At 35.6% G+C, this 13,758-nt stretch carries 12 protein-coding genes; 7 read left to right on the plus strand and 5 right to left on the minus strand.

The window, feature by feature from the left end; genetic code table 11:
* The first annotated feature begins 173 nt into the window (after nt 1-173).
* Nucleotides 174-1,244, plus strand: coding sequence for an NAD/NADP-dependent octopine/nopaline dehydrogenase family protein (locus tag ACF3N8_RS04550; RefSeq protein WP_009382858.1), 1,071 nt, complete (start codon nt 174-176; stop codon nt 1,242-1,244).
* A 21-nt stretch (nt 1,245-1,265) separates the two neighbouring features.
* Nucleotides 1,266-2,663 carry a Na+/H+ antiporter NhaC gene (nhaC, locus tag ACF3N8_RS04555; RefSeq protein WP_009382857.1) on the plus strand — a complete coding sequence of 466 codons (1,398 nt, stop codon included), beginning with the start codon at nt 1,266-1,268 and terminating at the stop codon, nt 2,661-2,663.
* A gap of 494 nt (nt 2,664-3,157) precedes the next feature.
* Here nhaC and ACF3N8_RS04560 read toward each other — a convergent pair whose 3' ends face one another.
* Complete coding sequence (locus ACF3N8_RS04560) at nt 3,158-3,907, minus strand: CHAP domain-containing protein (protein WP_392450329.1); 750 nt, start codon at nt 3,905-3,907, stop codon at nt 3,158-3,160.
* A gap of 657 nt (nt 3,908-4,564) precedes the next feature.
* On the opposite strand from ACF3N8_RS04560, the gene ACF3N8_RS04565 reads away from it, so the two are divergent.
* From ACF3N8_RS04565 to ACF3N8_RS04575, 3 genes are all read left to right on the plus strand, one after another.
* The gene (locus tag ACF3N8_RS04565) at nt 4,565-6,571 is read left to right on the plus strand and encodes a helix-turn-helix domain-containing protein (protein ID WP_238100915.1); all 2,007 of its coding nucleotides are present in this window, start codon (nt 4,565-4,567) and stop codon (nt 6,569-6,571) included.
* A gap of 16 nt (nt 6,572-6,587) precedes the next feature.
* The gene (locus tag ACF3N8_RS04570; RefSeq protein ID WP_009382851.1) at nt 6,588-7,316 is read left to right on the plus strand and encodes an accessory regulator Y; all 729 of its coding nucleotides are present in this window, start codon (nt 6,588-6,590) and stop codon (nt 7,314-7,316) included.
* A 391-nt stretch (nt 7,317-7,707) separates the two neighbouring features.
* Complete coding sequence (locus tag ACF3N8_RS04575; protein ID WP_009382849.1) at nt 7,708-8,064, plus strand: MarR family transcriptional regulator; 357 nt, start codon at nt 7,708-7,710, stop codon at nt 8,062-8,064.
* A gap of 216 nt (nt 8,065-8,280) precedes the next feature.
* On the opposite strand, the gene ACF3N8_RS04580 is transcribed toward ACF3N8_RS04575, so the two are convergent.
* The 4 genes from ACF3N8_RS04580 to ACF3N8_RS04595 are packed head-to-tail and all read right to left on the minus strand — an operon-like array spanning nt 8,281 to nt 11,257.
* Nucleotides 8,281-8,973, minus strand: coding sequence for an amino acid ABC transporter permease (locus ACF3N8_RS04580; protein ID WP_238101692.1), 693 nt, complete (start codon nt 8,971-8,973; stop codon nt 8,281-8,283).
* 10 nt (nt 8,974-8,983) lie between these two features.
* Nucleotides 8,984-9,667, minus strand: coding sequence for an amino acid ABC transporter permease (locus ACF3N8_RS04585; protein ID WP_009382846.1), 684 nt, complete (start codon nt 9,665-9,667; stop codon nt 8,984-8,986).
* Entirely contained in the window at nt 9,664-10,509 is an 846-nt protein-coding gene (locus ACF3N8_RS04590) for a transporter substrate-binding domain-containing protein (protein WP_009382845.1), read from the minus strand. Before ACF3N8_RS04590 ends, ACF3N8_RS04585 begins: the two co-directional genes overlap by 4 nt.
* A 10-nt stretch (nt 10,510-10,519) precedes the next feature.
* Complete coding sequence (locus tag ACF3N8_RS04595; RefSeq protein WP_009382844.1) at nt 10,520-11,257, minus strand: amino acid ABC transporter ATP-binding protein; 738 nt, start codon at nt 11,255-11,257, stop codon at nt 10,520-10,522.
* A gap of 148 nt (nt 11,258-11,405) precedes the next feature.
* Here ACF3N8_RS04595 and ACF3N8_RS04600 point away from each other — a divergent pair, with 148 nt between their 5' ends.
* Both ACF3N8_RS04600 and ACF3N8_RS04605 read left to right on the plus strand, forming a co-directional pair.
* A complete protein-coding gene (locus ACF3N8_RS04600; RefSeq protein ID WP_009382843.1) occupies nt 11,406-12,551 on the plus strand; it encodes an acyl-CoA dehydrogenase family protein in 1,146 nt (381 codons plus the stop codon).
* Between the two features lie 121 nt (nt 12,552-12,672).
* The gene (locus ACF3N8_RS04605; protein ID WP_009382841.1) at nt 12,673-13,047 is read left to right on the plus strand and encodes a YbaN family protein; all 375 of its coding nucleotides are present in this window, start codon (nt 12,673-12,675) and stop codon (nt 13,045-13,047) included.
* Nucleotides 13,048-13,758: the final 711 nt, after the last annotated feature.

Genomic DNA, 13,758 nt, shown 5'->3' on the forward strand with positions numbered 1-13,758 from the left:
GTTTCTATAAAGGTATCACAAAATATAATAAAAAGCACTGTGAATGAAATTTGATTGATTTCTATAATTATAAAAAACAGTTTCCAGATACGTTCTATAATGTTAATCTTTTTAGGAAGTGTCTTTTTATAAAAGAAGTACCAAATTTAAAATTGTAGAAAGAAGGGATTAATATGAAAATTGCAATTATTGGTTCTGGTAATGGCGCAGTAACTGCAGCAGTTGATATGACCGATCAAGGTCATGATGTAAGTTTATATTGTCGAGAACAAACAATTGAGAAATTTGATAAGGCAAAAGCACTGGGAGGATTTCATTATAATAATGAAGGAGAAAGTTCGTTTATATCATTCACGAATGTCAGCCACGATATCGAACATGTTTTAGAAGGTGCTGAAGTTGTCATGTTAGTCATACCTTCTTCTCATATTGAGTACTATGCAGAAATCATGGCACCTTATATTGATGATTCACAATTAATTGTCTTTAATATGGCGGCATCAATGGGCTCTATACGATTTATGAATGTACTTAAAAAACATCATATTGAAACACAACCTAAATTTGCTGAAATGAACACGTTAACGTATGGTACACGTGTTAACTTTGACACAGCTACTGTAGATTTATCATTAAAGGTTAAGAAAGTTTACTTTTCAACATATAATAAGAAAGATTTAAATGAAAGTTTTAACACTGTGAAAAGTTTTTATCCATCCATTCGTAAGGAAGAGAGTTTACTTCGCACGAATCTAGAAAATGGTAATCCTGAAGTTCACCCTGGTCCAACATTATTAAATGTAGGGCGTATAGATTATAGTGGCGACTTTGCACTATATGAAGAGGGCATCACGGAACATACAGTGAAATTGTTACATGCGATTGAAGAAGAACGCTTATCACTCGGTCGCAAGTTTGGTTACCACTTAGAAACGGCTAAAGAAGCGCGTATCGAACGTGGTTATTTAGAGCGAAAAGACGACGATAAATCATTACGTTACTTATTCAATAACAGTCCTGTGTTCTCTCAAATAAGAGGACCACATCAAGTTGAAAATCGTTATTTAACTGAAGATATTGCTTATGGACTTGTTTTATGGTCAAGTATTGGTAAAGCAATAGGTGTTCGTACGCCGAACATTGATGCTGTTATCACAATTGCCTCTACGATTTTAGAACGTGACTTTTTCGAAGAGGGATTAACTTTAGAAGCGTTAGAAATTGATGACATCGAATCACTTTAATTGAATAAGGAGGATTGATTTATGACGAGAAAGCCAACTTTATTAGAATCTATATCAACCATCCTTGTCATGATGGTTGTCGTTACGATCGGATTTTTAATCTTTAAGATACCGATTCAAGCATTGTTAATTATTTCAGCTGCTTACGCTGCATTTATAGCATGGCGTGTGGGCTTGAAATGGGAAGATCTTGAAGCGGGTATTACAGAACGACTTAAGACAGCAATGCCAGCGTTATTTATCATTTTAACGGTAGGTATCATTGTAGGGGCTTGGATGTATGCAGGCACTGTGCCAGCTTTAATTTACTATGGTCTTAAATTCTTAAACCCTACGTATTTCTTAATTTCAGCTTTCGTTATTTCAGCAATCACTTCAGTCGCAACAGGTACTGCATGGGGGTCAGCTTCTACAGCAGGTATCGCTTTAATGGCTATTGCGACTCAATTAAACATTGCACCAGGTATGGCTGCAGGTGCTGTTATCGCGGGTGCTGTATTTGGTGATAAAATGTCTCCGCTTTCAGATACTACGAACTTAGCGTCATTAGTGACACGCGTGAATATCTTTTCACATATTAAATCATTGATGTGGACGACGATTCCAGCATCATTAATTGGTATGGCGATATGGTTCTTCGTAGGTCTAGGTCATAGCAGTAGTATTAAATCTGAACGTATCAAATCGATTCTAAGTGATCTTGAGCATATTTATAATCTCAATTTCTTTATTTGGATTCCTGCTATTGTCATTATTGTATGCTTACTCTTTAAAATATCAACTGTGCCGTCTATGTTAATTTCAAGTTTAGCAGCGTTGATTGTTGGTACGTTTAATAATGGTTTTAACATTGTTAATGGTTTTCAAGCGACGTTTGATGGTTTTAATAAAGGCATGCTACCTTCAAATATGCAACATATCTCAGATGACACGATTAAGTTGATCGAACAGGGTGGTATGATGAGTATGACTCAAATTATCGTTACGATCTTTTGTGGATATGCATTCGCAGGTATTGTTGAACGTGCTGGTTGTTTAGACGTGCTTCTAAACAAGATTTCAAGCAATGTCCGTCGACCTTCACAATTAATTCTTGTAACTGTTGCAGCTAGCTTAATGCTTGTACTCGCTGCAGGTGTTGCGTCCGTTGTAATTATTATGGTAGGTGTCTTATTAAAAGAAATGTACGATGACATGAACCTAGATCGTTCTAATCTATCACGTACTTTAGAAGACTCAAGTACCATGGTGCTACCTCTTATTCCGTGGGGTACATCCGGTATTTACTATCAACAACAACTTGGCGTTGATGTCCAGGACTTCTTCATATGGACAATCCCTTGTTATCTATGCTTTATTATCGCTATTTTCTATGGTTACACGGGACTTGGTCTTAAAAAGAAATCTAAAGAAAGTTAATTCATTTATAGAACCGTTAAACAAATTAGATATTTGTTGACGGTTCTTATTTTTATAATTTGATTTTGATTGAGACTTTTTTACTTTAAAATAAATAAACTTTAAAGATTATGTTTTAAAAATGTGAAAGCGGATAAATAATGAATATAGATAACGGTGCCCTTACATAATCATTGTAGTAGCGGCAATGAGGGTTGTTGGTATCATCTATCTAATGTAGATAATTTCATTTTAAAAAGTCCTTCTATTATCTATCTGTTTTCATCCTTAACATGTGTTTTTGTAGCGAGGATACATGTAAGGATGGAGATACATATAATGAACCTAAATGATGATATGTGAGCATTCCATTTTATATGAAATTTCATTTACAAGAAATAAACCTTCTGATGTTAAGCTTGAGATAGAACCATCTCAAGCTTATTTTTTATGTGAAGCGCAAAAAAGGGTCGGGGACATCTCGTTATGTCCTCGACCCTAAATATATTTAAATCTTAGTGAATGTAGTTGTAGCTGTAAGCTTGTGAAGCAGGGATTGTACGTGTGCTCACGCCGAATGGACCTGCATTGTAGTTCATTTCTGATACAGTTACTGAACCGTCATTGTTTACGCTTTCAACGTATGCAACGTGACCGAATGCACCTTGAGTTGATTGCATGATTGAACCAGCTTGTGGTTGGTTGTTAACTGTGAAACCTTCTGAAGCAGCTGCGCTACCCCAGTTATTAGCGTTACCCCATAATGTACTAATTTTACCACCTACACGGTCGTAAACGTACCAAGTACATTGACCAGCTGTGTATAAGTTAGCTGATGAACCACTGTAGTTAGAAATTGAAACGCCACCATTGTTTGAAGATTGAGCTGGTTGAGCGTTATAAGAACGTGCATTTGAAGCAGGTGCTTCATAGCTTGATGTAGTTGGTGCTGAAACTGCTGAGATACCTGCTGAACGGTTTGAAGTAGCGTTTGAAGCAGTGTTAGCTGATGCTACATTGTTAGATGAATTATATGATTGTTGAGAATTATTTGTAACGTAATCGAATTGGTCTGGGCTCCAGTTACCTTGCCATTCGAAGTGGTATTCATCATTGTTATCGATTGTGTAAGAATAGCTATAAGATGTAGGATCGTTTGGATTGTATCCTCCGTTATTGTATTCTGCAGCGTCTGCCTCGTTTTGCATCATTCCGAAAGTAGCGATACCTGCTGTAGCGATTGTAGCTGTAGCGATTTTGTTCATTTTAAAAGTCCTCCTAAATGTAATTATATAAGTAATTTATTAGTCCATATGACAAGTAAAATAATAAAGTCCCAATGACAAGTTTTTATTTTCCAATTTGTATTTTTGTTTTGCTTTGTTTTCGCAACGATTAATACTTTAGCAAAAAATATTTAGCTTGTGTGAGTTGTTAATGTTTTGTAATTTACTTCTAATAGAAAAGGATTTCTTGTAACAAAACTAAAAATTGTCAAAAGGCCGAATAATGTTGTGGTTAAGGGAATTGCGCTTGATTTATTTCTAAAAGGTTACAAGGTCGATAATATTTCTGTAATTTTACAGAAAATTAATAAAGTATAAAATAACAAAATTCCCGTCAAATTTTTCCTATATTAACCCTATAAAGCTAAAGAATGCTTTTATTAATTTTATGTATAACGACTAATTAGAATATGTCGAAATTTACACAATTAACATATTAATTCCCATTAATTTTAGGAATTTTGTTATTTTCACCGAAATTAATAAAAACTTTTATTCATTCTCATACAAAATATGTTATAATTTTACGAAAATAGAGTATCAAATAAGAAAATATATTTATATAATCTTATTAAGCTCATTGATAATTGAATTTACTTGGGTGTTTTAAGTTTCGAGAACAGGAGATGTATCAAGATGTTAGATATGTACGATTTAAAGGCTTACCGTTCATTACAAACACGTTATATGAAAGAAACTGGTATAACAATGTTGTTTGTCGTTCACGGGAAGGGTACAGTCCGAATTAATCAGCATATTTATCATGTTAAGCGTAATCAATTCTTTGTTGTCGTACCACACGATGTATTCTTGCTTGATTTTCAAGCGGATAGTGTAGTGTGCGTACTTAAGATTCCTTTTCAAAGTATTGAGAAGCTATCATACAACCTGACAACGATATACTCTGAAGAAATCGATAATGATACATTGAAACAAGCTATCATGTCGCTTTTCAAAGAGTTGTTCGATAATCAAAATCAAATTTCCTACACCCATGATGAGACTTGTAAACGCATTATTTGGAAGATATTATTTGAAATCTCTTTGGTTCACACTGAACAACATGATTTAAAGAAAGATAAGGAATATCATACAATTCGAAACTATATTGATCAACATCACAGTGAAAAGGTCACGCAATCGATGCTTTCAAAGGCACTTTTGATGACGGAGCAGCATATTAGAAAAGTGATCAAAGATACGCTCGGAATGAATTTCCCACAATTTCTCAGAGATGTTCGGTTACAACACTGTTTATATGATGTCTTAACTACTAAGAAAAAGATAACCGACATTGCTTACGAACATGGTTACACAAATAGTTCAAAGTTTATATCTGACTTTAAAAGCACCTATGGAAATACACCTAATCAATTTCGATTAGGCATCATGAATTTAGATATGGATGTAAATAACGGTGAGTTAGTTCCATTCGATGAACAATTTAATCAGTTATTGATGAATTCAGGGCATCATGTTTCAGCCACAAAGCCTCTGATTCACAATATAAAGACGGTTGATCGTGGAGAGATTTTGCGGCATCCTAAGTTTTTCATTAATGATTTTAAAATCGAATCTTTAAATTATTCGTCGGTTCAATCCCTGTTAATTAATTTAAAAAAGCACGCGCTTAATCTTTTTATAATTATTGATAATTGGTTTGAAACGTTTAATCATTATGAAACGACAAAAGAGCAATTATATTGGATGAAATCGCAAATGCATATTTTTAATGAGTTGCAAATTCAACCTGTCATACGAATAAACAGTACAGACGATATGGTTTTTAATCGTAAAATGGTGAACTCATTTTTTGATTGTTTATATGAATGTTTATATGAATATCAAACTTTAGACATTCATTTCTTATTTACAAATTCTTCAGTGCAAGCACTCAAATGTTACCGAGAAGTTGCTGAAGCGTACTTTCACCACGTTCCTTTTATTTACCAAACGACTTCATCAGATTTATTAGATAAACAAACACTTATTAACGTCTTGTCGTATTGTGAACATATTTGCGTTGATCTACAACAGTTTTATCAAATTCATTCATTTATACCGAATTCACAAGTTATTCTTTTAGATATCTTCAATACGAATGCCTTACCTATCGTACGTTTTGAAGATGAATTACAACAACTTCAATTATTGATGAGTTTCTATTCAGAAATTCATGGTTTTACCATTCCATTAAAGGAGATTGAAAGAGAAAAACAAAACCGATATGTAACGCGTGAACGAGAAATCACTTTAGAAAGTTTACCGCTTTTTGTGCATCTTATTTTTATGTTGCATAAGTTAAGAGGGCATATCTTATCCGTTCATGACAACTATATTATTACAGCTTATAAGCAAGAACTACAGCTTGTTATTATTCCGAAGCTTTCACATTTATATCAATCGATGAAATATATCATCCAATTCTCTGAGAAATTTCGGAAGGTAGATTGTAATGTAAAGACAATTAACTTTTCAAAAGAGACGGCTGACTTAGTCAAAGAGTCGGTTTACGACAATGACCGTACGATGATTGATATAGCCAAGCAGTACCATTTCCAGACACAGATTGAAAATGAGATTAAAAGCATTGATTTTGATCATCAATCGATACAGCATTATAAATTTAAATCGATTCAATAGAAGAAAGGTGGCCAATATGGAGCAAACGTCCATTCAGCATTTCGTAAAAATAGCAAAACAAACGATGATTATTAAAGGTGTACTTAAAGATGTACACGATATGACGATTAATCACCTTAAAATTTTAACGTATTTATCAGATTATGAGGTTAATGAAGATATCAAAATTCGACCACTCCGTAGACAAGAGGGTTGGAATGACGCGCAAATGACACAACTATTAACGTATTTACAATCTAATGGTTGGTTTGATAAGAAGCGTTATTATAAAGATGAACGTCAAATCGTAATTAATTTGAATGCATCTCAACAAAAGCGTATCCATCAATTTCTAAATGAAATCAATCAACATATGTTATTACACGTCTTTGAAGAACATCCTTCGTTAACGAGTACGTATGGTGCTATTCGTTATTACTTTGATTGCGTTAATCGAATGAAGCGTATTCAAGAAAGTGTGGCGCGTAAATTATATACGTTAGATGAAATGATTATTTTATCGATGCTTTTGACGAATGAAGATTTAACGATGAGTGTGAAATCGTTAAAAATTCAGCTTGAGAGTAATACCGTAAAGGTCAATAAAATTGTGAAACGACTTGTTACGAAAGACATCATTGTAAAAGGGCGTTCGCCAGTAGACGAACGCGTCGTTCAACTTACGATTCGTGAAGAAGCAGCACCTTTATTACGTGATATCTTTACATCTATTTTAGAAAAAGAAATGTGTTCACACGTTGTTTAATTGGAAGAAAATGACAATGAGCAGGTTATCGAATTTATAGACAATCCAGTATGTGGTATCTATTTATTCGGAATAACCTGCTTTTTTGTATTTACTTCGAAAAGAAATTTCAATTGTAACTAAATCTGCAAACAAAATTATTAATTACGTTCAACCTTTCAAATTCCTTACTATTACAAGGTTTATAAATTACATATTGGTAGACTTTTTGTGAATTATGACTTTAACATTTGTGGGCTATTCAATAAAATATTAAAGTAATTATTGAATTATTAAAGGGGGCATTATAAAATAAAAATAACTTTTAAATATATCCAAGTGATTAATAGTTAGAGATAGACATATATAACTCAATGAAATACTTGGAGAAATTTCAATAGGAGTGATATATGTGAAACCATATAAAGTAAATGATATTTCCCATTTAGTACAATTGAGCTACACGTGTAAACAAATCTTTTCTACCATTAAGAAGGAACATCAACTTACATATGAAGAAGTATTTATTTTAGAATATGTATATTATGGTGAGAAAAAGAAATACGACATGAAAGAAATTACGAAAGCTGCGAATCTAAAACCATATTACATCACTAAAGCACTTCAAAAGCTGAAAGATATGAATTTAGTATCAAAGAAACGTAACTTAAAAGATGAGCGTACAGTTATTATTGAAATCTCTAAAACACAACGTGAAAAGATTAAAAAGATTATTGATCAAATCGAATCTTATTTAGTATTTGAGTAAGGCTTGAAACTTTAATCGCTACTTAAGTAGTCTTAGCACTCAAATTTAGGTATTTCTTCAGTACTGTTTCACTATCCTGTAGGTTATATGTTAGACGTAACGGCGAATGTCGTAGTAAAGAAGCCCAACCCTCGAATTTTAGTATTCGTGGGTTGGGCTTTTTTCAAATTAAAGACTGATTCAGGGAAGGGCTTTTCAAAGAGGGGAAAAATAAAATTAGTTTGCGTATAAGAAACGACCTTTCGTTAGGGCGACTTTCTTAAATATTGCTTCAATGATGATGGCAATTGCCCAATATAACAGGGCGGCAATACTATAAACTTCGATGAAACGATAGCCCTCATTCGCGACTAAATGACTATTCGCAATGATTTCTGGAATTTGGATGGCGAATGCTAATGACGTTCCCTTTAATAACATGATGAATTGGTTCTCGATGTTTGGTAACGCGTACATGAAGGCTTGTGGAATGATAATGCGACGATATAAATCGCGCTGGCTAAGTCCGACTGTGAGACCCGCTTCAACTTGCGCATTATCCACTGCGTAGAACCCACTCTTGATGGTTTCGGATAGATAAGCGGTTGCGTGCAGTGAGAATGCGATAAATGCGATAGTTAAAGGGTGCACGCTGTCTGGATTTAGGGATGTCTTGAAGACTTGGTTTAACCACATGATGAAAGCTGGCGTCCCATAATAGAACACGAATAATTGCACAATTAAAGGTGTACTTCTCATGAAAGAGTTATAGACCGTCGTGAGCTGGTGTAGGACAGGGATACGCTTGATTTGAAATAAAGCGGTCATCGTGCCGAGTATGATGCTTAATAAGAATGCACCGCATGTGATAAGTAATGTGTATGGTAATCCTTTAAAGACTTCTATAAAACTATGAATCCAGAATGACATTTATTTCACCTCAACTTGTTTTTGATATTTCTAATTTTTTATCGATGGCGGTAAGTGTCGCTTGGATGAGGATACATATGATCCAATAAATGATTGAAATCGCGACGTAAACTTCTAACATGCCAAGACCGTAGTTGTTGCCGATAATAAGGTTCACTTGACCCATCATGTCGATAATACCGATTGTGAATGCGATTGATGTATCTTTGAATAATTCTATGGTTTGAGTCGTCATATTCGGTACGCTATTTTTAAAAGCCTGTGGCAACAGTATTCGTAATAAGATGTCCTTAGGTTTCATGCCGACTGTTTTCGCCGCTTCAATTTGACCGTAATCTACGGATAAGTATGCGGCGCGCATGATTTCAGCGATGTATGCACTTGTATGAAGTGAGAATGCGAGCACGATAAACCAAAAGCGGTCTAAGTGATTGATGTTGATGCCGATTAGAAGCAACACTTGTGGTAATGCAAAGTAAACTAAGAATAATTGCAAGATGAGTGGTGTGCTTCGAATGAATGACTGGAAAATTCTTACGATGAATGACAGACCTTTAATGTTTTGAATGCGTATATAAGCGAGTACGAACCCGAATAAAATTGAAAAGACAAGCGCGAACGCGAATATGAATAGTGTGATTGGAAGTTGTCTTAAAATTTGTTTGAATAAATCAATCCATTCTAAAAATGTCATTGTGCTTTCTCCTCCAATTTATCTTTTTTCGCGTTCAATGTCTCAATATCTTCAAATACGTCTATGTTCATGTATTTTTGAGATAGCTTTTGTAGCTTACCTTCTTGATGAAGCTCTTTCGTTGCTTGATCGATATCATCGTGTAAACGTTGCTCATCTTTGTGATAGACGATATGAAGCGGTTCTTTTTTAACGATGCCACCAATTTTAGTTTTGGTATGTATCGCTTTTTGGACGGCGCTATACGTATTCCAGTTGATGAGCATGGCATCTCGTCTTTTATCTTCAATCATCTGAAGATTATTGCCGTTAGATGGTGATTGTAAAGTATCAATTTTAATCTTCTTATCGTGTGTTGCGTTATGCGACATTAAGATGGAATATAAACCACCACTTGGTGACATAGGCGTTAGACGTTTGTCATGAAGGTCACTTAGCTGATGAATATCTTGGTTTGATTCATGAACGGCAAGCATTGGTAACGCGTAACTATAAGGGACATCTTGGTATAAGAATTTTTGTTCACGTTCCTTTGTTTTAAAGAACCAGTTAATCGCCATGTCATATTTCTTAGAACCTAATCCGACTAAGTTCGATTCTTCTTCACCTAATTCATATTTAAAGCGATATTGAGGTAGCTTCTCCTCGAGCATCTTCATGTATTCCATATCTAGCCCTTTGTATTGGTTATGTTCATCTGTGTAAAAGTAAGGCGGATTGACTTCTGCTGATAAAGCAACTTTGATTGTTCTAGGGTTATCTTTTGTCGCTTTTTGAGTTGAGTTGGCGCCGCAACCAGAGAGTATGACGGCGAATATCAATAGCAATACAATGCGTTTCATAGGGACCCTCCTATTCATTGATTTGATTTAAGAATTTTTTCACGCGCGGTGACTGGCTTTCTTCAAGTACTGCTTGTGGGGTACCGCGTTCAATAATTTGACCATCGTCAATAAATAAAATTTGGTCTGATATTTGTTTCGCAAATTGAATTTCATGGGTCACTAGAACCATCGTGATACCTTGTTTTGCGATTGATTTGATCAGTTCTAAAATACTTTTAATAGATTCCACATCAAGTGATGAGGTAGGTTCGTCTAAGAGTAGAATCTTTTTATGTAAAGCAAGTGCACGTACGATACCGACACGTTGACTTTGACCACCTGATAGTTGAGCGGGATATTTATCTTTATGCGCAATTAAACCAACTTGTTCAAGGTGAGGTAGTGCCGTATCGATGGCTTGTTGTTTCTCCATGTTTTGACCGTATATCAAGCCTTCTGTAACGTTTTCGAGTACGGTTTTATTTTTAAATAGGTTGTAATTTTGGAAGACCATTGAAGAATGATCACGTAATTGCGTAACGTCTTTTTTAGTTATTTTGCTGGAAGCGTTGAAGACAAAGTTATTAATTTCAATTTCACCACTACTTGGCAGTTTTAAAGCGTTTAATGTTCTGAGTAGTGAGGTCTTACCAGAGCCACTAGGGCCAATAATCGTTGTGACCGTACCTTTAGGCACGTCAAATGAAACATCTTTAAGTATATGGTTGTTGTCATAATGTGAATTTAATTCCCTAACGTGTATCATGCGCGAGACTCCTTTGAAAATAGTGATTAAAAAGAAGTTATCACATTAATTCATATAAGTAAAGTCGGAATTAATTTGTTTTAAAGCCTTGAAAAATTCAATGTCGAGTTATACACTAAGGATAATAAGAATCGTGGAGTGATATATAATGAAAAAGTCTGCTTTAATTCAATCAGATATTCAAAAAAAGTGGATTGAAAAGTTTGAAGGTATTCGTGAAACTTTCGAACAAAGGGCACATGACAATGATATTAATGCGCGTTTTCCGTATGAAAATATCGATTGGTTAATCAAAGAAGGTTATACGAAAATGACGTTACCTAAAGCTTACGGCGGTGAAGGTGCTACGGTCATGGATCTTGTGGTATTACAAGATTATTTAGGGTCTATCGATGGTGCGACAGCTTTATCAATCGGTTGGCACGTTGGTTTAATTGGAGAGCTTTTCGAGAAGAGACACTGGGATCCAAACCTATTAGATGAGGTAGCAGAGTTAACGAAGCAAGGTGCGTTAATGAACCGTGCAGTGAGTGAAGCGGAAACTGGAAGTCCTACTCGCGGTGGTAAACCGGGTACGCATGCTGTCAAAACGGATGATGGCTATATGTTAAATGGTGTTAAAACGTTTACGTCTATGAGTAAACGCTTAACGCACTTTATTGTAGGTGCGTATGTTGAGGCACTAAATACAGTTGGATTCTTTATGGTGCCTAAAGACTTTGAAGGCGTTTCGATTGCGGATAATTGGAACATGGTTGGCATGCGTGCTACTGAAAGTCATGATTTAATTTTAGAAGATGTGAAAGTGCCTGAGCGTTACTTTGTTGAAGTTAAAGGTGACGGGCCTAAAGGTCAGTATGGCTGGTTACTTCACATTCCATCTAGTTATTTAGGTATTGCGCAAGCAGCGAGAGACTATGCCGTGGACTTTGCGAAGACGTATTCGCCTAATAGTATTGAAGGTGTTATTGGGGATATTCCAACCGTTCAACAGAATATTGGCGTGATGGAGACGAAGTTGATGAGCGCGCGTCATTTCTTATACAGTACGGCTGAAGCGTATCAATATTTAGGTCCTGATGATGATATTCGTAACGAGACAGCGGCAAGTAAAGTTGTCGTGATGAACAACGGTATTGATGTTGTCGATATGGCGATGCGTATTGTTGGTGCGAAAAGCCTCGAAATGGAACGACCCTTACAGCGTTATTACCGCGATATTAGAGCTGGTTTACACAATCCACCTATGGAAGATATGGCTTATACAAATATCGCAAAATCAGTATTATCCTAATTTATATGCAAATTATAATATGCTAGGCTTGTAAACTTAATTTAGGGCATTGTAAAATAGATATAAATCGTGTAATGCGTTATGGGTACGATTTACGTAATTGCGCCCGAAGGAGGTTTACATGCGGGTTGTATTAGTTATATTAGGTTGCATATTTGTGGCGTTAGGATTCTTAGGTGCGGTCCTACCTTTGCTTCCGACGACGCCATTTCTACTTGTTGCCGTGCTCTGTTTTGCGAAAAGCTCTAAGCGTTTCCACGACTGGCTCGTCGCAACAAAAGTATATAAAGCTTATGTCCTTGATCTTAAAGAAAAACGGGGATATACCATGAAGCGTAAGATTCAACTGTTAATCAGTTTATATATCGTAGTAGGTTTTTCATTATACATGTTAGATATGTTTTGGATGCGTATCGGTTTGCTCATTATGGTAACACTCCAAACCTATGTCTTATTTAGATTTGTTAAAACGTTACCGCCAGATGAAGGACATTAAAAGCTTTCATAATAAAGAATTACACTTAGCTCACGTTTTGGTCACGTGCCGTTAGGTGTATTTTTTTATGCGGAATTGTGGTGAGGGTATACGGTGGATGCTGGATGATTTATGGGTGGTTAATGGGTACTTGGTTTTGAAGCAAGATTTGGATAAGTGGTTGAGGGAATTGTACATGTTATATCGTCAATTCTGTACGTTTTTATATTAGTGGCTTTAGTAGATTGGGGTAAGAGCCAAGTGGAGTCGCGACATGGCTGTTAATTGAGTGTAAGAGCCAAGTGGTTGGTCGACATGGCTGTAAATCAAGAATAAGAGCCAAGTGGAGTCGTGACATGGCTATAAATCAGGGATAAGAGCCAAGTGGTTGGTCGACATGGCTGCTAATTGGGAATAAGAGCCAAGTGGAGTCGCGACATGGCTGCTAATTGAGTGTAAGAGCCAAGTAGTAGGTCGGCATGGCTGTTAAATGGGAATAAGATCCAAGTGGAGTCGCGACATGGCTGCTAATTGGGAATAAGAGCCAAGTGGTTGGTCAACATGGCTGTTAAATAGCAATAAGAGCCAAGTGGGCATATCACTTGGATATAATAGTTACAGTATGAATTAATGTTAATCAATCTTACCAACTAGTGTGGATACCACAAGTTGCTAAGCGAGCCGTTACCAACTAGTGGAGATGCGACAAGTTGCTAAGAGGGCCGTTACCAA

The organism is Staphylococcus massiliensis, assembly GCF_043186315.1.
GTDB classification, from domain to species: domain Bacteria; phylum Bacillota; class Bacilli; order Staphylococcales; family Staphylococcaceae; genus Staphylococcus; species Staphylococcus massiliensis.